This is a genomic window from Veillonella sp. 3627 (assembly GCF_003992195.1).
Taxonomy (GTDB): domain Bacteria; phylum Bacillota; class Negativicutes; order Veillonellales; family Veillonellaceae; genus F0422.
Window position 1 is genome coordinate 1 of the sequence record NZ_RQVG01000013.1, and the last position, 23,492, is coordinate 23,492.

Here is a 23,492-nt window from a genome sequence, read left to right on the forward strand (position 1 = left end):
ATATTGTAGAATTTTCAGGCAAAGTAAGTATTGATAGAAGCACGTTTTATCAAAGACTTGAAAAAATGTAAAAAATTTTACAATAGAAAAAGCATTACGAATAAAAGATATACTTTCATTAACCGATACGAAAGCTTATTCTATTTTTTACCTGGAAAGTCTCAAAAATAAGAATGTGAATAAGTTGGAAGTGGTAAAATCAAATGGAAGAAGACAGTAGAGTATTTATAAACGAAATGCAAATAGATATTAGTCAAAAGCGAATTATTAAATTAATTGAAGCGAAGACGATTATCAAAGAAGTAATACATTATGATCCGAGTAAAAAATCAAAATATAAAACGATAGTTAACATGATTAATGAAGTAATTATGGATGAACTTGAAGTCCAAGAAACGTCAATGCAAGCTTTGAGGCAATAGTTTTAACAACTTCAAGAGATGCAGATCCACTTATTTTACCGAGTATGCTTTTTGTTTGCTTCCAAAAAATCATCACGAATAGTATCTAAATAATCATGATCTTAATTAGTTAATCTAGCAATAGCAATATAAGGAGCAGCTTCATCAATTATACCAATAATAAATTCTGCATCATCTAAAAGAAAAATATAATAAAGGATAAGCTCTTGGTTTTGATGTAGTTTTGAAAGGCTATTTAAAGTCAAAGCGGCATCAATAGAGTTAGAGTTTTCAATAGTAAACAATATATTTCGAATTAAATCTAAGTTACATTTCATCATTAACACCTTCTTTCAATGTGTTTATAGCACTAAAAAGGAGATATGGAGGTGATACAAATGAAAGAAAATAAAAGCCACTAACAAAAGTTAGTGGCAATAGATAGGATATTGGGCGCTCGTGGATGGATTATTGGTAATGCTCCTCACCATCTATGCGTTGCACCTTACAAAGCATACAAGGCATTTACTTTGTCTTGGCTCAAGGTTGTCCTGTTGCAGCAGGAGATTCCTTGAATTCACCCAATTTTGCAATTAGTAATTACTTACTAATGGGACGTGTAAACATCCTTTCTTAAACCAAAATCACGTAATTGAGCGATACCAAAGGATTTCGCTAATTGAAGCATTGGGTTATTAGCTACATTTTGAGCTAATGCTAAAGATCCTTGCGTTTGAGAATTAAGGGTAAAAGCTTTTGCAAATAGATTGTTTGCAGAAGATTCAAACATAGAATTAACTTTATTTGTATTTTTAAGAACTTCTAATTGTGGTTGAACCACCAAGATGTTATCGTAAAGGCTTTTTATCCTTTACATCTACTTGTTACCAAGTAGTTCAGCATATGTCATTATCCTATCAAGCATATTATACATGAGGGAATAATAAAAAGAAAATAAAAAGGTAAACGAGGTGAAGTCAAATGAAAGAAAAAAGTAAAATGCCTCAAATGTAATGTAGAAGTGCGGAATGGAAACTTCTGTGAACATTGTGGGGCGAAATTAAAAGAAGTATGTGATTGTTGGGTGTTAAAGAAAACAATACAATTGTGATTTAGCTGAATGTAAGGGTCATAAATTTTTCATTGAACGGCTCAAGAGAAAAAGCTTTTCTTAATGCTTTTAGATATAACCGATACAGAGGAAATACAGAGGAAAGAAATTAAAGAACTAATAAAAACAGACTAAAAGAGGTATTAACCCTCCCACATAAATATGATGTAGATGAACAATTGAGTTCACATGTGGTAAAAGTATATATCAGCTTAATCATAATGATAGATGACTATATGAAAGAAGAGCAAGCCAATAAATGATTTGATCAAAAAGATCTAATCTAAATCGTTAAGAGATTGGTAGGTATATTTAGATATAGATTTTTTAAGTATTAGTTTTAATTCAGTTTTAGCATTAGAAAATTGGCCTTTTGCAACATAGTCGATAAAACTATTCATTTCAGGAGAAATACTAAGTTGCCTTAGTGCTTTAGATCAATTAGACTTAATCTCACGCTCACCAATATTCATAAATACACTTCTTTTTAAGGTCATTATAGTACTAAGAGAAGAGATAAAGAGGGCGAATAAATGAAAGAAATTAAAGGTAAATTAGAAATTAAAATAAATCCAAAACTAAAAGCACATATGGAAAAGATGGGAGACAAAAATCAAGGTTTGTTAAATGCTATTGAAGCAGTAAGAAGTGATGGATTTAACCTAGTGATAGATAACAATTTATTAGAAAATGACAATAGATTATCTATTAATGAGGCTATAAATAAATTAGTAAAAATATTTATTCAAATGAAAAACATTGTGGACAGAGTGGTAATTGAAGATACGTGGTACACGAAAGCATTTGGGGATGAAGTAGAAAATGCCCTTATTACAATGGCTGTAATAAAGGCATTTGGAATTGGGAAAAATCTGAACATTATTTAGATGTTGTTAAGAAAGTAGTAAGAGAACTTAATACTGCACCAAGTAAAGGTTGATAATCTTTAATTTTATCAGCTATTGAGGAAAGCATACCTTGCTCAATTGGGGCTTTCATTTCAATACGATCATATAAAGATTTTAATTCTTTTAATACTAATGCCTTGTCTTCTTCGGAAAACTTTGAAGAGTTTACAAGTTCTTGAACATCAGAAAATGAGCAGTTGTTATTGATGATGTTAGATGAATTATTATCACCGACAATACCATAATTAGATCCCATTATATTGATGTTAGAACTAGAAGTATTAGTTTGAACATTCTCTACTTGTTGAATGCCATGAGCGGTAAGCACTAAGGATATTGGCAAACCACTACAAGGTGTATGGTTTTTAACATAGTAAGAATCTTTTAAATACTGTACTTGTTGTTCTAATAACTGTCTTTCTTTAGAAGATAGATTATAAAATGTATCTCTTACTATATTGAATGCTCCATAAGAATTTTGAGCATCATAGATTTTTTTCAAAAGAGATAATGCATCATTGTGTATTGACATAATTTCACCTCCTTTCAAGGTGATTATACCAATTATAAAAAACAGATGAAATAGAAAGGAAAATTATTTATGCTAACAATTCAAATAGAAGGTCCTATGAAGAAAATGACAGGCGATAAATTTATGATAGATTATGAGAGAGCATCTAATGCTAAGAGAGAAATAGAGCTTGCACTTGTATAGTTAGAACAATTAGGAATTAAAGTTGATGTAGTTTATTTATCTGATAAATAAAGAAAGGTAAGGAGTAAAAATGAAAAGGGTTCAACCTGAATATGCTCCTATTAGCACACTAGCTAAGATATGAGGACGCAGCAGAATGTATATTTACAGAAGAGTAGATATAATTCGTAATGAAGGTAGATTCAGTGAAATCTGTATGCAACTAGGATCATAACAAACGCTGGTACAGGTAGATAAATTTGAAGCATGGATGAAAGGCCAACATATGAAGTGGCTAAGGGAGGCATAAAGATGAAAATAAAAATGGAATTTATCACTATTATACAGTTGGATCTATGGGTGCTTATTGTAGAACTATGTGGAGGCATAGAGTTTTAGATGGATGGGATATTATGCTGAATATGTTATTGATGGCATTAACAGGAACAATAATAATCCTACTAAGTACACTAAAAGAGGTGATGATAAATGAATACAAAAAAGAGGATTAACACTATTAGGAAAGTGTCTAAAGTTTAGGAATGAAGAAATTGAAAATCTAAGATTAAAGATTATATCAATTGCATATAGCATAAAAGGGTGTCTACTGAATTTCACAATATTAGGAAACGGACGAGTAATATTCTTACATCAGAAACAAGATGGATGGAATATTCGTATTACAAGTAATGGTCCAATACGAGAAGGGAATTTACCAACAATGGAAGCGGTAAGGGGAAACATTATGGAGCGAATTAAATGAATAAACCATATTGTGCAATCTGTAATGAAGAAAAAAAGCCATGCCTACATTATTTATAGACAGGCTAAAGGCTCTATAAGTATGGAACATTGCGATGCATGTCAATATTTAGGAGTTGATAAAGGGGATATGTAAGGGCATAATATATTTGTGACAAAAAAATAAAAAATAAGAATGTACTCTGTTATAAAGAAAGTTACAAAACCGAATCATTATTTTAAAGGGGAGACCTCCTTATGTCATCTAGTATAACTGAAGAATTACACTTTCGTAAACTAATTCGCGAATGTGCTATTAAATATAAAAATAATGATGAAGCAGCTAGGCGGCATCATACAAGGAGACAAGAAGTACAATGTTTGGTAAAACGCTATGATGGAATAATTGAATACTTGCGCTTAAAGAACCATAGACTACACTCACATCCAAATCAACATACATTGGAAGAATTATCCCTAATTTGTCCGCCGATCAGGTGAAAGAAAAGGCTAGATCTAATTTAGAAAAGATAGGAGCTATCTATGAGTACAAAGACTACTAATTACAAGTAATTACAGGACAATCTAGAGTATTTAAAATTAAAACAATGTTTGCTGCACTTAGATGAGATGATTGAATTAGCTAATACATAAAATATCTCTCATATTGAGTAGTTATTAAAGTTAAATGATTATGAGGTAGATTTAAAGCGAGAAAATGTCATCCACCATATGGTAAAAATTAGTAAATTTCCTCATTTAAAGAGCTTAAAGGACTTTGATTTTACCTTTCAGCCACAAATTAATGAGCCGCAGATTAAAAATTTAGCTTTCCTAAATTTTATGGATCAAGCTGAAAATATTATATTTCTAGGCTCTAGTGGTATTAGAAAAACGCATTTAGCGACTTTCTTAGGGGTTGAAAGTGCTCAGAATATACGAAGTACGTACTTCATTAAATGTCATGATTTGATAGAAAACCTAAAAAAGGCACGTGAAGAAGGCCGTCTAGAAACTCGTTTAAAACATTATGCAAGGTAGCAACTTCTAATTATTGATGAAATTGGTTACTTGCCACTACAAGATGGAGATGCTAATTTGCTCTTTCAAATTATTGATAGGAGGTATGAACAAAGAAGTACAATAGTTACCTCTAATATTAATTTCGATGAATGGGCACCTATATTACAGGATGAGCGAGTAGTTAGCGCCATCGTCGATAGACTACTTCATCATGCTCATGTCATTAGCATAACTGGAGATTCTTACTGATTACGTTATCATATGCAAATGATGGAGTAATTGTACATTTTATATCGCCAAAATTGTACATTCTTATATTGATATTTACACGGGCTTTTGTGTTTGTGCTGGTAATCAATAAGAACCGCCATAAGCTTGCTACGTCTAACTGCGTTCCTTGTGGGGAACCTCAAGGTATTTTAATAGACATTTGATAGTATCTTGTCCATCGTAATAGGTATCGATGAGTTATCCTGGTTCTGTTCGTGACTCAAGATACATACAAAACTATGTTCCTCATGGTATAATACGATACGATGCAAGGAGGGTATATGCAGATACGAGATAGAATTATGGCCTATTGGAAAGGGCGAAGCGATGATTTTGGAGCACTGCGCATGAAGGAATTACAATCGAATCTAGCACCACGATGGTTGCGAGAGATTACTCCGCATATTAAGGATACCCACCAACGGATTTTAGATTTGGGCACGGGGACCGGATTTTTTGCTTTTTTGTTGGCGCAGAAGGGCTATTCTGTGACTGGCGTAGATTTAACGAAAGAAATGATTGATGTAGCAAAAGAACAAGCCATAGAATTACAGGATACATTAACAGGTCAGGTAGACTTTCACTGTATGGATGCGATGCAACTGGACTTTCCGGATCAATCCTTTGATGTGATTCTGGCCCGGAATTTGACGTGGACTTTGCCGGATGTGGAAGCAGCCTATAAGGAATGGTACCGTGTACTTGCGCCGAAAGGTGTGCTTATCAATATCGATGGTGATTATGGAGTAGAACTCAAAGTGCCTGTGGTGGCACAGCACCATATTCATGAGACCGTATCGAATGAGACTATGCAAGAATGCATTGCTATTACGGAAGGACTATCTATCAGTCGTATGGATCGCCCCCATTGGGATGTGCATATGATTCGGAAAGCAGGTTTTTCCAGAGTGTATCTAGATATGGCAGTGAGTAGCCGTATCTATGATGAAGAAGATGAATTATACAATCCAGTGCCACTCTTTTCCATTGTGGCTAGGAAATAAGGAGTAATTATGCAAACATTTGAAACTTTCAAGGTAACAGAGAAAAATAAATTCGCTATGGCTTCTGCGTTGGCGATGACTGATTTTACAAAGTGCTTTGAGCCAGTACTATTTCTATTTGGCCAAGCTGATGTGGGTAAAACGCATCTATTGAAGGCTATGGAAGAAGAGGCAGTGAAACAGAATGCTGCTATCCGTGTTCGTTATGTGACAGGAGCGCAATTCATTAAAGAATACAATGACAGCGTGACCTATGGAGAAGTGGCAGATTATATGGAAGAATACTGTAAGCTACATTTATTGTTAGTGGATGATGTTCAGGATATTGTGTATAGCGATGATGAAGGAGCTAAAAAGATGTTTATGCGTCTTGTACAAGGCATGAAAGCAAAAGCTCGTCGTATGGCGGTGACGTTTGATGATACGTTCGACTCTGAAGATCGTTCTAATGAATTGCAGAATGAATTGACTGATGGAGTTGTGGCTTTCATCGAATAGAAAAATGAATAGAAGGCGGTTATTACACTGTATAACTAAGTGATATAACCTATGAAAAGAGGCGGATTTCAATCTATAGAAATCCGCCTTAATATCTGTTATACTTGGGAAGAAGAGTTTTCTATTGAGCGAGTGCTCAGGAGAGGAGAAAGTATAATGGCTATTTCAGAAGAAGTACGACAACGATTTGCAGGAGAGTTTGAAAAGTTTCAAAAAGGAATTGAGGGTTTCTTTGCGAAAGAGATTGCTCCTAAAGATTTTAAAGGTATTGGTGGAGGATTTGGTAGTTATGCGGAACGCGGATTTGAAAGCGCAATGTTGCGTTTGCGTTTCATGGGTTCTCGTATTCTTCCTTACCAAATGAAATTTCTAGTAGATTCTGTAAAAAAATATAATTTGAAATATGTACATTTCACAACAGGTCAATGTATTCAATTCCATCAATTACAAGGTGAACAAATCTTAGAATTATATAAAGACTGTTTTGAACATGACATCTATAATCGTGGTACTGGTGGAGATAATTTGCGTAATGTAACGGCAAGCCCATTACATGGAGTGCATCCTGAAGAGCCATTCGCCGTGACTCCATATTTACAAGCAGCGAGCGAATATGCGGTATCCTTAATTGGTACATTAGCATTACCACGTAAATATAAAATTGGTTTCTCCGTGGTAGACAATGAGGGTCATGCAAACTTTAAAGATTTAGGATTCTTGGCAAAAGAAAATGGTACCTTTGATGTCTATGCTGGTGGTGGCATGGGTGGTGGTTCTGCATTCGGCGTGTTAGTAGCAGAAAATGTAGATCCAAAAGAAACATTACATCATGTGGAAGGTATGATGCATTTGTATCATGAATTAGGTGAGTTTAATAACCGTGGTGCCGCTCGTTCTCGTTTCATTGCACAACGCTTAGGGGAAGAGGAGTTCCGTAAAGCGTACTATGAGTACTTAGAAAAATCTAAAGCGGCTCATGATTTAACATTATCTATTGAACCATATACAGTGAACAAAGTGGGTACGACTACTCCAACAACAGCCTTAGCAAAGCCTCAAAAACAAAAAGGTTTATACTATATTCAATACAAGCCATTAGTAGGTACACCACCTATGGATGTATTTGTGAAACTATTTGATTACGTAGGTGGCTTAGAAGAAACTGAAATTCGCATCTGTGGTGATGAATCTGTATATATTGTGAACTTAACTGGCGAAGAAGCAGATGCAGTGGCAGCTATTATTGCTGATACTCACGCAAAAAATAAATTTGAGCACACTGTATCTTGTGTAGGTGCAACCATTTGTCAAATCGGTTTCCAAGATTCTTCTGGACTTGTGAAAGTCATCAAAGAAGCAGTGGAAGGTGCCGGTTTATCTACCGATCGTTTGCCACAATTACATGTATCTGGATGTTTATCTTCTTGTGGTACACATCAAGTAGGCTCCTTAGGGCTTCATGGTTTTACTAAACTAGTGGATAGTAAACCGCAACCAGCTTTTAAAGTGTTCATCAACGGTAATGGTGAATTAGAAGGCCCACGTATGTCTGATGAAGTGGGTGTAGTCACAGTGGAAGACATTCCTCATTTCTTCATTGACCTTGTGAAAGCGCTGGAAGTAGCAGGACAAGATTTTGACACATGGAAAGATCAACAACCAGAAGCATTCCAAGCAGTAATTAGTAAATATCTATAATGTATATAAAAACGTTCTTACTTAAGTAGGAGCGTTTTTACTTTGAGTAACTATGTATTATATTGAAGAAATTGCATAGATACGGTATAATGAAAGAGATATCTCAAGATTGAGAATGTAAACTTCGTGGAGTATAGTCATGTAAGTTTTGTTCATAGAATTGTATATATAGGAGAGTCCAATGAAAAAAAGTACATTAGCCTTAGTAGGAGCTATGGCATTTGCTACAACCTTTGCAGTAGCGCCACAAGCACATGCTGAAATCAATGAATATTCTAACTTAAATGATAAAACAGTGGTGGTGCGCCAACCTGGTCAATCCATGGTATTGTCCATGCGTGAAGTAGCAGGTATCTTTGTGGGCCGTTATGTAAAAGCAGCCGTTAGCTCTATTACACTGGATCCATCAAAAGGTAATTATCAGTATGTGGTGGTAGGGTATACACCGAAACAAAAAATTACCATTGATGTAGACGTAATTACTGGTAAAGTAGTGCGTGAATTCCGTTCTAGCAAAGCAAAAGATGTAGCGTCTAAAGTCTTTAATCCATTGAAAGTCATTTCCCCGAAAGAAGCAGAAGTAGCAGCTCGTGCTTTGGTAGGAGAAGGTTCTTTCACTAGAGGATGGGAAATTAAAGCGGAAAATAATGAAGTGCATTATATGGTGCGCACACAAGATAAAGATGAAAAAGAATATAGTGTAAAAGTAGATGCTGTGACAGGTCAAGCCTTAGAAAAAGGAGAACCTATCGACTGGGCAAAAATTAAAGCAGATCGCTTGCGTAATGATGGGGTAGGTAAACCATTTACATTACAAGAAGAACCAGAAGATGTAGATGCAGATCCTACGAAAACATTAAAATAGGTGAAGTATGACGTATCAAAATATTATATTTAGCATCGAAGGTAATGTGGCGACCATAACATTTAATCGTCCAGAAGTACAAAATGGTTTTAATGTGCCTATGTGCCAAGAAATTCTGGATGCTATCCGTGTGGTAAAGGAAACTGATGAGGCCCGTGTATTAGTCTTTAAAGCAGAAGGTAAGGTCTTTTCTGTAGGTGGTGACTTAACAGAAATGAAACGAGCTGTAGAAGAAGATGATACTGAGTCCTTGTTTGAGATTACTCACTTGGTGATGGAAATTTCTTTAGCTATGAAGCATTTGCCAAAACCTGTTGTTATGTGTACTGATGGTGCTGTGGCAGGGGCGGCTTTCAATATGGTGTTGGCAGCAGATATGTGCGTAGCTTCAACAAATAGTCGTTTCATTCAAGCCTTTGTCAATGTGGGACTAGCACCTGATGCAGGTGGTATGTATTTGTTGAGTCGTGCTGTAGGTATCAACAGAGCTATGCAACTGGCTATGACAGGAGAAGCGGTAACAGCTGAAAAAGGTAAGGAATATGGCTTTGTCTATAAAGTGTGTGAACCAGAGATTTTGGAACGCACAACGAATCGTTTAGTGCAACGCTTGGCGAAAGGGCCAGTTCAATCTTTCCGAGCGATGAAACAAATGATGTGGGCTAGTTTCTTTACAAATTTTGAGGAATATGCGGAATTAGAAGTGAAAATCCAAAATTCCTTAGGAGAAACAGAAGACTTTCGTGAAGGTGTGCGTGCTTTTGCTGAAGGAAGACGACCTAAATTTAAATAGTGCATCTGAGGATGTGAAAAAAGAGCTATTACGACTAAATAAGGTCGATAATAGCTCTTTTTGCATTGGAGAAGGTACATCTCGTAAGGGATATTCTGTTCGTATATAAAATAAGATGCATGGTTCAAAAGTATTCCAATACAAAGAGGACCCTCCTAGAGAAGAGTCCTCGTGTATATGTGATTACCGGTCGCCGTTAAAGATAGAGTTTTTAACAATGACATAATCAACTTTTTTGATGGCTTGTAGTGTAGTACCACCAGCGTAGGAGATAGAAGATTGCAAATCTTGTTCCATTTCAGTCAATGTGTCGAAGATACTGCCTTTGGATTGGATTGTGATTTTTTTGCCTTCTACATTTTTCCGTTCCCCTTTTTGGTGTTCAGAAGCACTACCGAAGTATTCTTTATAAGCTACACCGTCAATAGTCACTTCTTTACCTGGAGATTCGATATGACCAGCGAATAAAGAGCCAATCATAACAAAGGAAGCGCCGAAGCGGATGGATTTTGCAATGTCACCGTGATCACGGATACCGCCGTCTGCGATGATAGGTTTTGTGGCTGCTTTTGCACACCAACGAACAGCAGATAATTGCCAACCACCAGTACCAAAACCAGTTTTTAGTTTTGTGATACATACTTTACCAGGTCCGATGCCTACTTTAGTAGCATCAGCACCAGCATTTTCTAGTTCACGAACGGCCTCTGGAGTACCTACGTTACCAGCGATAACAAAGCTTTCAGGAAGCTCACGTTTAATGTGTTGAATCATGTCGATAACGCTGTTGGAATGACCGTGAGCGATATCGATAGTAATATATTCTGGGCATAGATTTGCTTCTTTTAATTCCTTAACGAATTCAAATTCCTCTGGTTTTACACCGATGGAAATAGATGCAAATAAACCTGCCTCATGCATGTCTTTTACAAAGTCCAAACGTTTTTCTGGTTGGAAGCGGTGCATGATGTAGAAATAGTTTTCAGCCGCTAATTGTTTTGCTAATTTTTCATCGATGATGGTTTGCATATTAGCTGGCACAACTGGTAAGCGGAATGTATGATTTCCCAGTTTCACGGTTGTGTCACATTCGCTACGGCTGGATACGATACACTTATTCGGTATCAATTGCACGTCTTCATAATCGAAAATGTTTGTAGTATTGATCATTATTTATTGCCCCCTAAATAGACAGAATTAGGATTACGACATAATCCTTATCTATTATACATAAGACCTCTTATCTTGGCAACAATAGGAAGGATATACTTAGTCATTTTTGATATGCTAATTTGTACTAAAGGAAACCTGTATTTTGTGAAAAAATATATAGATAAAAATAGATTAAAAGTGATACAATAAAAAGAAACATAATAGAGAATTTGATAATATATTTCAATGTATTATAGTGTGAAAAGGAGATAGATATGAGTTATACAAGTTCAAGAAAAACAAAAATGCTAGTAGAAGGCGGTCTAGTCATCGCTATGGCACAAATTCTGAGCATGTATGTGATTTACCAAATGCCGCAAGGTGGTGCTGTGAAAGCAGCTAATTTAGTACCTCTTTTAATTTATGCGTATCGTTGGGGTGGTCGTGCTGGCATGCTAACGGGAGTTGCCTATGGGATTGTCCATTTTTTAGTGGGATTTAAATTTTCCATTCATTACATGAGCATTATTTTGGATTATATTTTGGCGTATGGTGCCATAGGTATGGCAGGATTCTTTGGTGGTTCTAGTACTGTGAAAGCCTTCTTTGGGGCAATTTATGCAATCTTAACACGCTTTGCCATGTCTGCCATTAGTGGTGTGGTTGTGTTTGGTTCGTATGCACCAGAAGGGATAAGTCCTTGGATTTACTCCTTAACGTATAATGCAACATATATGTTGCCAGATATGGTGATTAATCTTGTAGTATTGGCATTGCTGTATGTGCCAGTGATGCGTGGACTAGGTCGTGTGACACCAAGCCATAAATAAGAAAATATCTAGACAGGAGATATCTATGATTTCTGAATTAGGAATTATTGTGTTAGCGGGTGGACTTAGCACCCGTATGGGAACGGATAAAACGAGATTGCCATGGGGCAGCACCACTTTATTAGGGGAAATGCTCCGTAAGGCGGTCCTCACAGAATGTGGAGAAATTTTAGTCTCCATTAATCGAGAATTAGAAGAATCAGAGGCACATATTATTGAAGAGGCACGTTCTTTTGGTCGACATATTCAATTAGTGCCAGATACAATTGCTAGGAAAGGCCCTCTTAGTGGACTGCAATCAGCCCTTTCAGTAGGTACTCGAGAAGCCTATATCGTAGTGTCTGCAGATATGCCATGGTTTTCCTTTCACTGGTTGCCGTCTTGGGAAGTGCATATAGATGCATTTTTACAAGGCGAATTATTAGCTATGGTTCCCTATGTAGGATTACAGGAATACGAGCCATTGGCGGCCATTTATAAACGATCTGTGCTGGATACGATTCAAGAATCCCTAGAAGGTGAAGATGTGTCTATGCACGGAGTATTAGATAAGATTCCTTATATGGAAATGGATATGATTGAAGAAGCAGAGCTATATAGCAATGTGAATACTAGATTATCCTATAAATTGGCAAAAGCTAAATCTGCCAATCGTGAACGTTCTGTTCCCATTGTGACCATTAGTGCGAGCCAATCTAAGTCGGGCAAAACGGCGGTGGCTACGTCTCTCATCAATCGCCTTTCACAACGAGGCATCGTGGTGGGGATGGTGAAAAGTGACGGTCATGGATTTAGTATGGATCAGGAAGGTACCGATACATGGAAGGCTAGTCAAGCAGGGGCTAAAGCGGTGGCGATAGCTGGACCCAATGGATATGCCATGGTAGTACATGGTGAAAGTATGCAACGACAACAGCAACTCATTCGTTTGGCCAATGAAATGCCAGTAGATTTGGTGCTCTTAGAAAGTAGAAGTCATGGGGTGGCACCTATTATTGAAGTGGTCCGTGCCAATCACAATGATACACGGTTACAGCAATTAGAAGATATTGTGGCAGTAGTTACAGATATAGATGATACATTAGATGGGAATACCATTTGCGAGCAATTTAGTTTCAGCGATGAAGATATGGATCGATTAGCAGATTGGATATTGAAGGAGTTGTTATAATGCAAGTAGTAACAGTAGAAGAAGGCTTACAGTTGCTAGAAACTCCTTTTACCCAAAATAGATATAAAATAGAGAGGGAATCTGTATCCATTGGACACTCCTATGGTAGAGTGCTAGGAACGACGGCTTTAGCTAAGATGAATTATCCTCCTTTTAGGCGTTCGGCTATGGATGGTATTGCCATTCGATATGCAGAAGATACAAGGACATATCGTATACTAGAGACTATTGGCGCAGGTGAAGTCTTTCAAGGTCAATTAGAGCCTGGTGAAGGGATTCACATTATGACGGGTGCCATGGTACCAGACACTGCAGATACGGTGGTGGTAAAAGAAGCTCTTACTTGGAATAACGATATAGAGGTGACTGTACCTAGTCGCATAGAACGGGGGCAACATATTATCCTCGAAGGGGAAGATATACAAATCGGTCAAGAATTATTGCCTGCTGGTACTGTATTGGAAGCGGAACAAGTTGGAACTTTAGCGGGGCAAGGATATAGTGAAGTCTCAGTGTATCGTAAGCCAAGAGTTATTGTGCTCACCACAGGGCGTGAAGTACAAGATCCATCAGAGCCACTACGAGTGGGGCATATTTATAACTCTAATCGGTATTTACTAGAAGGCACCTTACATGCTTTAGGTGTTGATGTAGTGGGAGTAGCCCATCTATCGGATGCGCCAGGTACAGTAGATGACAATATTGCTACCGTACAACATATGCTGGATACATTGGGACCGGTAGATATGATTATCAGCACCGGAGGTGTATCTGTAGGTGACTATGATACTATGCCTGAATTGTACGAACGATTAGGGGCTAATACATTGTATCGACGGTTACATATGCGCCCAGGTGCTGCATCCTTCGGTGGTATCATTACGATTGATGACCATAGTATATGGTGCATGGGCTTATCTGGTAATCCTACGGCTGCGATGAATCAGTTCTATTTATTGGTGCTGCCTGTGTTAGAGCGGTTATCTGGACAGACAGTAATGACTAGGTGGATAGAATGTTACCTAGGTGAAGTGGCAGATAGAAAACACCCTCTTGACCGCTATTATCAAGGACATATTAGGTACGAAGCAGGGTCCTGCTGGGCATACCCTAACTTAGGGATGACATCGGGAGGTTTAAAATCTTTATCGGTAGCTAATGGTTTAATTAAAATTCCAGGTAATAGTGATCGATTAGAGAGAGGAACATTAGTAAAAGTGTTGCCGTTTACTCGATAAAAAGAATAAAGAAACAAAAATATGAATAAATACCCTGTTTTATGGGGGTTAATCTTGTAGAATTAGAAAAAATCTGCTATAATAATTCTATAGAATTTTATAAGTAAGGTCTACAAAGAGACACATCGTACATGTACCCTGTGCCTCTTTTTATATGGACTTTAAAGGGTAGTATTTATGAAAAAGGAGATTTTATGGCAGTATTAAAAAGACTTGGCTTATCTGGCTGGATTGTCATTGGCTTATTAGCAGGTGTATTAGTAGGTTCAGTAGCCCCAGATTTTGCAAAACAATTAAAACCATTAGGCGATGTATTTATTCGCATGATTAAGATGATCGTAGTACCATTGATTTTCAGTTCCCTTGTCATGGGCATCGCTGGTACGGGGGACTTTAAAAAATTAGGCCGTTTAGGGGGCAAAGCTATTCTATGGTTTGAAGTTGCTACTACACTGGCATTATTTGTAGGGTTATTCGTAGTTAATGTATTTGAACCGGGCGTAGGAGTGAACTTAACAGCTACAGGTAATGCCGTAGACATTGCTAATAAAGCAGCAGCAAAAGGCGAGATGGACCACGTACAAATGTTGGTAAATATCATTCCAACGAACATTGTAGACGCTATGGCTCGTGGTGATATGTTGCAAATTATCTTCTTTAGCTGTATGTTTGCTATTGCAGCAGCAAGTATTGGTAAAGAAGGAAAACAAATTGTTGAACTGTCCAAAGACTTGGCTCATATTATGTTCAAAGTGACGCACTATGTCATGTATGTGTCTCCTATCGGTATCTTTGGTGCCATTGCATATACAGTAGGTAACTTTGGCTTGGGTATGCTAGTGCCATTGATGAAGTTAGTATTCACCTTATACGGTGGTTTGGCGTTATTCTTAATCCTTATCATTGCTATCGCTTCTTTCTTTACAAAAGTAAACTTATTTAAACTAGGTAAAGTATTGAAAGAACCAATCGTGTTGGCTTTCTCTACAGCGGCGTCTGAAGCAGCATTGCCAATTGCCATGGAAAAATTGAAAAAGGTTGGTATTCCTAACCAAGTCGTAAGTTTCGTACTACCTTTGGGATATACATTTAACTTGGATGGTTCCACGTTGTACTCTTCCTTAGCGGTAGTATTTATTTCTCAAGTGTACGGTGTGCCATTTCCATTAGAACAGCAATTATTAATGGTATTAACGTTGATGTTATCCACGAAAGGGATTGCAGCAGTGCCAGGAGCATCATTGATTGTTATTGCTGGTACAGCAGCGGCCTTTGGATTGCCAGTAGAAGGCTTAGCATTAATCCTTGGTGTAGACCGTATATTAGATATGGCGCGTACTGTATGTAACTTATCTGGTAACTGTTTAGCAGCTGCTGTGGTAGGGCGTTGGGAAAACGAAGTATCTGCGGAGCGTTTGTCAGAATTAATGGAACATCCTTTGACTGATGAAGAAGTGGAAGCCTTAGAACAAGCAAGCTTTGAACACGTAGGTGGACAACAAGCATAATTAGTTATACTGAGATCGTTGCAATACAAAAAAGACTGTTTACATTTACTATGTAAGCAGTCTTTTTTTTGTGTTTTACTATACGGTGATGAGAGTAACAATGTTGCCAAAATACTTAAGATTATATAATAGTATAAGTGCAGCAAAAAAGAAAAAATACCATGTACATCTAATAGATGCTCATGGTATTCGTTGATAGAGTTCTTTAGGCCATCTGTAGGGAAGAGTAGAGGAGAAGACCTAAAGATGTGAATGAAGGATGTGTATTTATGTGCGACATACCGTAGAGGTAGCATGGTAGAGGTAGCTGGTTATGTCGCATACATATATTATTAGGCCCTATAAAGGAGTTGAGGAGTTTATAATATACGTACATCACTTCACAAGAAAGAGAGTATCATAGTGTTGCTACTCTTTATGTGTAGTATAAACTAGAAGCGTCAAAAGAATGTCAAAATATAAAACTTTTTATTTAAAATTTTTTGAAAAAAGATTTTTATATTTTTTGTATACATTAATTGTACTATTGTATCTCTGTAAAGGATTTGTTATAATGCTTTCTATAGAATTTTAGAATAGGTTCTGAAAGAGACATTCTGTACTTGTACACCATCGCCTCTTTTTATATAACCTAAGCAAGTATTGGTATGTAAAAAGGAGATTCTATACTATGTTAAAGAAAATTGGACTGTCCGGGTGGATAGGCATTGGTCTTTTGGCTGGTGTGCTAGTAGGTGCAGTGGCACCAGATTTTGCGAAACAATTAAAACCTTTAGGTGATGTATTTATTCGCATGATTAAAATGATTGTAGTCCCTTTAATTTTTAGCTCCCTAGTAATGGGTATCGCTGGGACAGGGGATTTTAAAAAATTAGGTCGTCTTGGGGGAAAAGCGATTCTATGGTTTGAATTAGCTACTACGTTGGCGTTATTTATTGCATTGTTTGCTGTGAATGTAGTAGAACCCGGAGTGGGTGTGAATTTGACAGCTAGTGGTGGCGCTACGGATATCGTTAACAAAGCAGCCTCTAAAGGTCAAATGGACCATGTGCAAATGTTAGTGAATATTATTCCAACAAATATTATTGACGCCATGGCTCGTGGAGATATGTTACAAATTATCTTCTTTAGCTGTATGTTTGCTATTGCAGCAGCAAGTTTGGGTAAAGAGGGAAAACAAATTGTAGACTTATCAAAAAGTATAGCCCACATCATGTTTAGAGTAACTCATTATGTCATGTATATTTCTCCTATCGGTATTTTTGGTGCTATTGCGTATACAGTTGGTGCCTTTGGGATTGAAATGCTGATTCCATTATTAAAATTAGTATTTACTTTATATGCGGGGCTAATTGTGTTCCTTGCCATCGTATTGGGTATCGCATCGGCTTTAACAAAAGTGAACTTATTTAAATTATTCATCGCATTGAAAGAGCCTACTATCTTAGCGTTTACCACAGCCGCATCAGAGGCAGCATTACCAATTGCTATGGAGAAATTGAAAAAGATGGGGATTCCCAATCATATTGTAAGCTTCGTACTTCCCTTGGGATATACATTTAACTTAGATGGCTCTACGCTGTACTCTGCATTGGCGGTTGTCTTTATTGCACAAGTCTATGGAGTTCCATTTCCGATTGATCAACAAATTTTAATGATGATTACGTTGATGTTGTCCACTAAAGGAATTGCAGGGGTACCAGGCGGCTCCTTAATTGTGGTGGCAGCTACAAGTGCAGCCTTTGGACTGCCAGTGGAAGGCTTAGCTTTAATTTTGGGGATAGACCGTGTGTTAGATATGGGTCGTACCGTATGTAACTTGTTAGGTAATTGCATCGCTGCAGCTATTGTGGGGCGATGGGAACAAGAAGTATCTGCAGAAGATTTAAAACGATATATAGATCACCCACTAACAGATGAAGAAGTATCGGCTCTAGAACAAAAACATTTGGAAGCTATGGCAGATGCGCATGCATAATAGAATGTAAATAAACACCATATATACCAGTTCTGGATATATGGTGTTTTTTTATAACTTGTTATAGAAAAGGAAAGTGCTTTAAGTGTAATTATTGATAGACGAAATATGGTAAATCGTTGTATGATGTTCGTAATAGACTATTTCTTTACTATAGTACTAGTGAAAAGTGTTGGAATTCTTGAATAGTAAAGAATTGCTGTAACCTGCGTTATGGTTATGCAAGTGCATAGCGATGTATAAGGAGGGAGACTCATGTTAAGTGATATTGAAATTGCCCAACAGGCACAAATGGAACCTATTGTGGAAATTGCAAAACGATGCAATTTAGCAGAAGATGAATTAGAATTATATGGAAAATATAAAGCAAAAGTGTCCTTTGATGCGATGGAACGCTTACAGGATACGCCGAATGGTAAGCTGGTACTAGTTACAGCCATCACACCTACACCAGCAGGAGAAGGCAAGTCTACCACTACTATTGGATTGACGCAAGCTTTACAACAAATTGGTGTGAATAGTATTGCTGTATTGCGCGAACCATCCTTAGGACCAGTATTCGGTGTCAAAGGTGGTGCTGCTGGCGGTGGTTATGCGCAGGTAGTGCCAATGGAAGATATTAATCTTCATTTTACAGGGGATATGCATGCCATAACCGCGGCTAATAACTTGTTATCAGCAATGATTGATAATCATATTTTCCAAGGTAATGCACTACAAATCGATGTGCGTCGTATTAGTTGGAAACGCGTATTAGATATGAATGATCGTGCTTTACGTAATGTGGTCATTGGCATGGGTGGCCCTATGAGTGGTGTACCAAGGGAAGATCATTTCATGATTACAGTAGCCTCTGAAATCATGGCTATTTTATGCTTGGCTCGTGATTTAGAAGATTTAAAAGCACGATTTGGTCGTATTGTAATTGGTACAAATCTATCTGGAGATCCTGTATTTGTTCATCAATTAGGTTGTGAAGGAGCGATGGCGTTACTCATGAAAGATGCTATCAAACCTAACTTAGTACAAACGTTAGAACATACACCAGTATTGATCCATGGTGGTCCATTTGCGAATATTGCCCATGGATGTAACTCTATCATTGCTACCAAGCTAGGATTAAAATTAGGCGATGTAGTCATTACAGAAGCGGGATTTGGGGCGGATTTAGGAGCAGAGAAATTCTTACATATTAAGTGTCATTATGGAGACATCTTCCCTGATGCAGTGGTCATCGTAGCCACTATCCGTGCCTTAAAAATGCATGGAGGAGTGCCAAAATCAGAGTTGACCAAAGAAAATGTAAAAGCACTAGAACGGGGCTTTGTGAATTTAGGGAAACAAATCGCCAATATGAGAGCCTTTGGGTTACCAGTATTAGTGAGTATTAATAAATTTGCTACGGATACACCAGCTGAAATTGATGCATTATTGCAATTATGTGATCATTACGGTGTAGATGTAAGCCTTAATGAATGCTGGGAAAAAGGTGGAGCCGGCGGTATTGATATGGCAAAACAAGTGATGGGTATGCTGGAAGGAACAGATATCAAGCCAACTGCTTTATACGATGTGAAAGATAGTATTCCTAATAAGTTAACGGCTATTGTAAAAGAAATTTATGGTGGCAATGGTGTAGAATTTACCAGTGCAGCGAAAAAGCAAATTGCTCAATTGGAAGCATGGGGATTGGCAGACTTACCGGTATGTGTGGCAAAAACACAATATTCCTTAAGTGATAATCCGGAGTTACTAGGAGCTCCTACAGACTTTACGATTACTGTGCAAGATGTACGAATTGCCAATGGGGCTGGATTTATTGTGTGTCAAACAAGTAATATTATGGTCATGCCAGGATTACCGAAACAACCAGCCGCTCTTGGTATGGATGTAACAGCAGAAGGGACTATTAAAGGATTGTTTTAGGAGGAATGATGGAATTACATAACGCATCTGTATTAGAGTTTATTCGTGACCTTGGTTCTAGTGCACCAGCCCCAGGAGGTGGCAGTGTGGCGGCGATGAATGGCGCTATGGCAGCCGCTTTAATTGAAATGGTAGCGAATTTAACAATTGGGAATGCAAAATACGAAGCGGTCCATGAGGAGATGAAGGCTATTCAGAAAGAAGTAAGCCAAGTCAAAGAAGACTTTGTTCACTATATTAATAAAGATAGTGCTGCTTTTATGGAGTTAATGGGAGCTTTCAAATTACCAAAAGAAACAGATGAAGAAAAAGTATTTCGTAAAGCTGAAATACAACGTACCACGAAACAAGCAGCCTTAGTGCCTTATGAAATTGGTAAATTAGCATATACTTTATTACCCTTGACGGAAACAGTCATTGTAAAAGGAAATACCAATGCCATTACGGATGGGATGATTGCTACAATTAATGCAAGAGCTGCTGTAAAGAGTGCCTTTTTAAATGTGAAAATCAATTTAGGATCTATACAAGATGCAGAGTTTGTGAAACAATTGGCAGATAGCATGGAAGAGATAGAAGCTGTGTTAGATGCAGAGGAACAACGATTGTTAGGTCTTGCTAAGGTATAAGACCCATCATAATGGAATGAAGGAAATCATATGGGGATAGAAATTCATTTATTAGGGACACCACGGATACAAGTAGATGGGAAAGATATCTTTTTTACCTATGGAAAAGTACAAGCGCTCATTTATTATATGGTGGTAAAAGGAGTAGCCCTCCGGGATGAAATTAGCGGTTTATTGTGGCCGGAAAAATCGGAGGTCAATGCCAGAAAAAACTTAAGAAATGCCATTTATGAGGCAAAAAAGCTATTGGGGGCAGATGTATTTGTATCACCGAGGAACGCTGTATTACAATGGAATCCTACGGCACAAATCTATGTGGATGTACATCAATTTCAAAGGAACCCTAAACAATATATAGATATTTACAAAGGGGAATTTTTACAAGGATTTTATGTAAAAGATGCAGTGGCTTATGAAGATTGGTATTTAGGGGAACGAAGTCGTCTTAAATCTATGTACATGGAGGCGGTCTATGATTTAGTGGATGCAGGGATTGAGGAAAAAAATATCGCCTGTATTGAGCGATATATTCCTGTCCTATTGTCCTATGACCCCTATAACGAAGAGCGGTTTAGTGCGATTTTGGAACTGATTATGAGCCAAGGTTTCACGACCATGGGGAAACAGTTATACCATCAACTACAATGTATTTACGCAGATGATTTAGATGAAAGTGTACCTAACTCTCTTCGAGAAGCCATGCATTTATCAAAAGTACAAAAGCAAGAGGCAGTGTCCTTTGTAGAACATACGATGTTGAAGGGCCGTGATGCAGAAGCAGGAGAGGTGCAGAAGTATTTGCACTTCTTTGAAGATACTTCCTTAGCTTTGCGTATCACAGGAGATACGGGAAGCGGTAAAACGAGCCTCGTAGAATATATACGAGATAAAGTAGAGCCCTACCGATGTGTGTTAGATAGCCAATGTTATGAAGAGGAACAAGGCTTGCTATTGCATGCGTGGATTCCTATTGTGGGAAAGATACTTGAAGAAATAGAATTACAAGGTCTGGAAAACATCGAATTACGGCGTATTTATGAAATCTTTCCACAGTTAGATCGACGTATGGCTCGAGACTTGGGCTTTTTAGAAGTAACGGAAGCATTGCCTTTTGATGTAGTGTACCAAGCAGTATCAAATCTGCTAGAACAGGTGTCGGAAGAAATTCCTTTTACATTGATTTTTGAGGATGTGCAATGGATGGACTCCTTAAGTTTTTCTTTATTGAGTTTATTGCTGTTACATCATAGGTCTGAACGTCTTATGATCATTGTCACTGACGTAGAGGAAGTAAAATGCATGCATCAACGAACCTTGCAAAGTTTAGAACAGCAGAAAGCATTGCAAAGTATTTCCTTGTTGCCTTTACCAGATGAACGGATGCGAGCTTTTATCTTAGACCGAGAACCTACGTTACAGGACACAGATATAGTGGATCAATTAGTGGAAGTCAGTCGAGGCAATCTGTTAGTACTGATAGAAAGTATGCAACTATGGAAAGAGTATGGTTCCATTTATGGTTTGACTAAAGATATGGAACTGCTCTATAGCAAGAAATGCGATACTTTATCTGAAGAAGAACGTAAATTGGCGGAGTTTATCAGTTTATTCTATAATGAAGCACCATTAGGGATGATTGAACAATATATGGGTTTGGATAAACTACGTCTGTTGCAAACTTTAGAGGAGTTGGAAAGAAAAGGATTCATTGATTACCGTACACAACATGGTGAAGTGCAATATAGTTTAAAGCAATTCAAGTGCAAAGAGTATTTACGAGATCAAATGGCTATCGATCGCCGTCAAATTTTGCATGCCTATTTGGGGGAAGCCTGGGAAAAACGGTTAACACACTCTAAGGAAGATATGATTCGCTATAAGCAACTAGAATTTCATTTCCGTGAAGCAGGACAATACCAAAAAGCTTTAATGTATAAATTAAAATCTTTTATGCATTATTTAAACTTTAATAAAGATGCCTCTCCAGAACTTGGGGTAGGGGAATTATCCTCTGTCTATGCAGGGTATTTTATGGGAGAAGTAACGGGTAAAGCCTTGCAGGAAATAGAAGATGAGTTGGCCCATGTGTACACATTGTATGGAGATGTGCCAGAGGTGCGGGCCTTAGAATTGCCTTATTTGTACGGGGCTGGTAAATACCATATGAGCGTAGGTGATCACGAGCGCGGTGTGCGATACTTTCAAGAATTGCTAGATGAAAGTACCCTCCAAGACGCATCGAACTACCAATTAAAGGCCTATAAAGAGCTCATTTATTATCATTTGCAAATGCGCCATATCTTGGAAATTCATCAGTATACAACGAAGGCTCTGGCATTGGCGGAGCAGTACCACTTTAAAAAGGAAATTGGCATTATACTGCGTTTGAAAGCGCTGGCTTTCATCATGGAAGGGCAATCGATACAGGCGATTCCACTCTTGAAAGAATCCATTCGATTGTTCTCGGTGACCCAAACGGTGGCTCGTCGGTATGCCATCAATATTGCGGCGGCTTACAATTATTTAGGAGATATTGCAAGAAGCCGCATGAATTTAGAGAGGGCCCTCGCTATGTATAAAAAAGCCCTCCATTATTGCGACAAGGGAGAACTATACAGTTCTTGGATCGTCTTTGCTACCAATGCGGGCATGACTGCCTTTGCTTTGCAACGGTATGAGTTAGCGTCAGAGTACTTTCACAAGTCCTATGAATTGTGTTTACAATATACGATCAGTCGAAGACGACCTACCATTGAAGCCTATCTGGCTATACTAGCGCAACAACAAAAACAGACGGCGGAAGCCCTCGGGTATTTGGAATCGGCGCGCACTCATGCGATGGCAACCACGCACAACCAAGAGGTGGGGCGTTTGCATTGGGTGATTGCGTTCCTAAAAGCGACGTATTCCAATGAGGACATAGAGAGAGCGTTTCCAGAAAGTCTGGACACGTATGGTACAATAGCATTGCAACAATTAAAGGGCTATGGAGATGTATGGGAGCGAACGTACCTTGAGCAGTTGCTCCAAGCCTAGTAAGTACAAAAAGAAGGA

At 37.8% G+C, this 23,492-nt stretch carries 19 protein-coding genes and 1 pseudogene; 16 read left to right on the forward strand and 4 right to left on the reverse strand.

Annotated elements, in window-relative coordinates:
- The first annotated feature begins 203 nt into the window (after positions 1 to 203).
- Complete coding sequence (locus EO114_RS07095) at positions 204 to 422, forward strand: hypothetical protein (RefSeq protein WP_127062363.1); 219 nt, start codon at positions 204 to 206, stop codon at positions 420 to 422.
- Between the two features lie 101 nt (positions 423 to 523).
- Here the strand turns inward: EO114_RS07095 and EO114_RS07100 are convergent, their stop codons facing one another.
- On the reverse strand, positions 524 to 742 hold the full coding sequence (locus EO114_RS07100) for a DUF2513 domain-containing protein (protein WP_127062365.1): 219 nt from the start codon (positions 740 to 742) through the stop codon (positions 524 to 526).
- Positions 743 to 1,008: 266 nt separating this feature from the next.
- Complete coding sequence (locus tag EO114_RS07105) at positions 1,009 to 1,242, reverse strand: hypothetical protein (protein WP_127062367.1); 234 nt, start codon at positions 1,240 to 1,242, stop codon at positions 1,009 to 1,011.
- Positions 1,243 to 2,045: 803 nt separating this feature from the next.
- On the opposite strand from EO114_RS07105, the gene EO114_RS07110 reads away from it, so the two are divergent.
- Positions 2,046 to 2,399 carry a hypothetical protein gene (locus EO114_RS07110; RefSeq protein ID WP_127062369.1) on the forward strand — a complete coding sequence of 118 codons (354 nt, stop codon included), beginning with the start codon at positions 2,046 to 2,048 and terminating at the stop codon, positions 2,397 to 2,399.
- On the opposite strand, the gene EO114_RS07115 is transcribed toward EO114_RS07110, so the two are convergent.
- Positions 2,392 to 2,952 (reverse strand): hypothetical protein, encoded by a 561-nt coding sequence (locus EO114_RS07115; RefSeq protein WP_127062371.1) that lies wholly within the window; start codon positions 2,950 to 2,952, stop codon positions 2,392 to 2,394. The genes EO114_RS07110 and EO114_RS07115 overlap by 8 nt on opposite strands.
- A 1,605-nt stretch (positions 2,953 to 4,557) precedes the next feature.
- Here EO114_RS07115 and istB point away from each other — a divergent pair.
- From istB to EO114_RS07150, 6 genes and pseudogenes are all read left to right on the forward strand, one after another.
- A pseudogene (gene istB / locus EO114_RS07125) lies at positions 4,558 to 5,127 on the forward strand (IS21-like element helper ATPase IstB); the annotation flags it as partial.
- Positions 5,128 to 5,429: 302 nt separating this feature from the next.
- On the forward strand, positions 5,430 to 6,152 hold the full coding sequence (locus EO114_RS07130; protein WP_164723798.1) for a class I SAM-dependent methyltransferase: 723 nt from the start codon (positions 5,430 to 5,432) through the stop codon (positions 6,150 to 6,152).
- Between the two features lie 9 nt (positions 6,153 to 6,161).
- Entirely contained in the window at positions 6,162 to 6,650 is a 489-nt protein-coding gene (locus EO114_RS07135; protein ID WP_127062376.1) for a DnaA ATPase domain-containing protein, read from the forward strand.
- A gap of 156 nt (positions 6,651 to 6,806) precedes the next feature.
- Positions 6,807 to 8,348 carry a nitrite/sulfite reductase gene (locus EO114_RS07140; protein WP_164723799.1) on the forward strand — a complete coding sequence of 514 codons (1,542 nt, stop codon included), beginning with the start codon at positions 6,807 to 6,809 and terminating at the stop codon, positions 8,346 to 8,348.
- Positions 8,349 to 8,529: 181 nt separating this feature from the next.
- A complete protein-coding gene (locus EO114_RS07145; RefSeq protein ID WP_009353293.1) occupies positions 8,530 to 9,213 on the forward strand; it encodes a PepSY domain-containing protein in 684 nt (227 codons plus the stop codon).
- Between the two features lie 7 nt (positions 9,214 to 9,220).
- Positions 9,221 to 10,006 (forward strand): enoyl-CoA hydratase, encoded by a 786-nt coding sequence (locus tag EO114_RS07150; RefSeq protein WP_009353363.1) that lies wholly within the window; start codon positions 9,221 to 9,223, stop codon positions 10,004 to 10,006.
- A gap of 183 nt (positions 10,007 to 10,189) precedes the next feature.
- On the opposite strand, the gene guaC is transcribed toward EO114_RS07150, so the two are convergent.
- Positions 10,190 to 11,176, reverse strand: coding sequence for a GMP reductase (gene guaC / locus EO114_RS07155; RefSeq protein WP_062401653.1), 987 nt, complete (start codon positions 11,174 to 11,176; stop codon positions 10,190 to 10,192).
- A 257-nt stretch (positions 11,177 to 11,433) separates the two neighbouring features.
- On the opposite strand from guaC, the gene thiT reads away from it, so the two are divergent.
- The 8 genes from thiT to EO114_RS07195 all read left to right on the forward strand — a co-directional run bounded on the left by thiT (position 11,434) and on the right by EO114_RS07195 (position 23,474).
- Positions 11,434 to 11,988, forward strand: coding sequence for an energy-coupled thiamine transporter ThiT (gene thiT / locus EO114_RS07160; RefSeq protein WP_009353306.1), 555 nt, complete (start codon positions 11,434 to 11,436; stop codon positions 11,986 to 11,988).
- A gap of 25 nt (positions 11,989 to 12,013) precedes the next feature.
- On the forward strand, positions 12,014 to 13,159 hold the full coding sequence (locus tag EO114_RS07165) for a molybdopterin-guanine dinucleotide biosynthesis protein MobB (protein WP_127062382.1): 1,146 nt from the start codon (positions 12,014 to 12,016) through the stop codon (positions 13,157 to 13,159).
- A complete protein-coding gene (locus tag EO114_RS07170; protein ID WP_009353284.1) occupies positions 13,159 to 14,397 on the forward strand; it encodes a molybdopterin molybdotransferase MoeA in 1,239 nt (412 codons plus the stop codon). The genes EO114_RS07165 and EO114_RS07170 overlap by 1 nt, the downstream gene beginning before the upstream one ends.
- 194 nt (positions 14,398 to 14,591) lie before the next feature.
- Positions 14,592 to 15,905, forward strand: coding sequence for a dicarboxylate/amino acid:cation symporter (locus EO114_RS07175; protein ID WP_009353408.1), 1,314 nt, complete (start codon positions 14,592 to 14,594; stop codon positions 15,903 to 15,905).
- A gap of 670 nt (positions 15,906 to 16,575) precedes the next feature.
- On the forward strand, positions 16,576 to 17,883 hold the full coding sequence (locus tag EO114_RS07180; protein ID WP_009353362.1) for a dicarboxylate/amino acid:cation symporter: 1,308 nt from the start codon (positions 16,576 to 16,578) through the stop codon (positions 17,881 to 17,883).
- A 255-nt stretch (positions 17,884 to 18,138) separates the two neighbouring features.
- Positions 18,139 to 19,809: a formate--tetrahydrofolate ligase gene (locus EO114_RS07185; protein WP_127062384.1), complete on the forward strand. Its 1,671-nt coding sequence runs from the start codon at positions 18,139 to 18,141 to the stop codon at positions 19,807 to 19,809.
- A gap of 5 nt (positions 19,810 to 19,814) precedes the next feature.
- On the forward strand, positions 19,815 to 20,438 hold the full coding sequence (locus EO114_RS07190; protein ID WP_240629075.1) for a cyclodeaminase/cyclohydrolase family protein: 624 nt from the start codon (positions 19,815 to 19,817) through the stop codon (positions 20,436 to 20,438).
- Between the two features lie 30 nt (positions 20,439 to 20,468).
- The gene (locus tag EO114_RS07195; RefSeq protein ID WP_127062387.1) at positions 20,469 to 23,474 is read left to right on the forward strand and encodes an AAA family ATPase; all 3,006 of its coding nucleotides are present in this window, start codon (positions 20,469 to 20,471) and stop codon (positions 23,472 to 23,474) included.
- Positions 23,475 to 23,492: the final 18 nt, after the last annotated feature.

Coding starts and splice junctions, on each gene's coding strand:
- EO114_RS07095 (WP_127062363.1), top strand. CDS start 204: ATGGAAGAAGACAGTAGAGTATTTATAAACGAAATGCAAATAGATATT.
- EO114_RS07100 (WP_127062365.1), bottom strand. CDS start 742: ATGATGAAATGTAACTTAGATTTAATTCGAAATATATTGTTTACTATT.
- EO114_RS07110 (WP_127062369.1), top strand. CDS start 2,046: ATGAAAGAAATTAAAGGTAAATTAGAAATTAAAATAAATCCAAAACTA.
- EO114_RS07115 (WP_127062371.1), bottom strand. CDS start 2,952: ATGTCAATACACAATGATGCATTATCTCTTTTGAAAAAAATCTATGAT.
- EO114_RS07130 (WP_164723798.1), top strand. CDS start 5,430: ATGCAGATACGAGATAGAATTATGGCCTATTGGAAAGGGCGAAGCGAT.
- EO114_RS07135 (WP_127062376.1), top strand. CDS start 6,162: ATGCAAACATTTGAAACTTTCAAGGTAACAGAGAAAAATAAATTCGCT.
- EO114_RS07140 (WP_164723799.1), top strand. CDS start 6,807: ATGGCTATTTCAGAAGAAGTACGACAACGATTTGCAGGAGAGTTTGAA.
- EO114_RS07145 (WP_009353293.1), top strand. CDS start 8,530: ATGAAAAAAAGTACATTAGCCTTAGTAGGAGCTATGGCATTTGCTACA.
- EO114_RS07150 (WP_009353363.1), top strand. CDS start 9,221: ATGACGTATCAAAATATTATATTTAGCATCGAAGGTAATGTGGCGACC.
- guaC (WP_062401653.1), bottom strand. CDS start 11,176: ATGATCAATACTACAAACATTTTCGATTATGAAGACGTGCAATTGATA.
- thiT (WP_009353306.1), top strand. CDS start 11,434: ATGAGTTATACAAGTTCAAGAAAAACAAAAATGCTAGTAGAAGGCGGT.
- EO114_RS07165 (WP_127062382.1), top strand. CDS start 12,014: ATGATTTCTGAATTAGGAATTATTGTGTTAGCGGGTGGACTTAGCACC.
- EO114_RS07170 (WP_009353284.1), top strand. CDS start 13,159: ATGCAAGTAGTAACAGTAGAAGAAGGCTTACAGTTGCTAGAAACTCCT.
- EO114_RS07175 (WP_009353408.1), top strand. CDS start 14,592: ATGGCAGTATTAAAAAGACTTGGCTTATCTGGCTGGATTGTCATTGGC.
- EO114_RS07180 (WP_009353362.1), top strand. CDS start 16,576: ATGTTAAAGAAAATTGGACTGTCCGGGTGGATAGGCATTGGTCTTTTG.
- EO114_RS07185 (WP_127062384.1), top strand. CDS start 18,139: ATGTTAAGTGATATTGAAATTGCCCAACAGGCACAAATGGAACCTATT.
- EO114_RS07190 (WP_240629075.1), top strand. CDS start 19,815: ATGATGGAATTACATAACGCATCTGTATTAGAGTTTATTCGTGACCTT.
- EO114_RS07195 (WP_127062387.1), top strand. CDS start 20,469: ATGGGGATAGAAATTCATTTATTAGGGACACCACGGATACAAGTAGAT.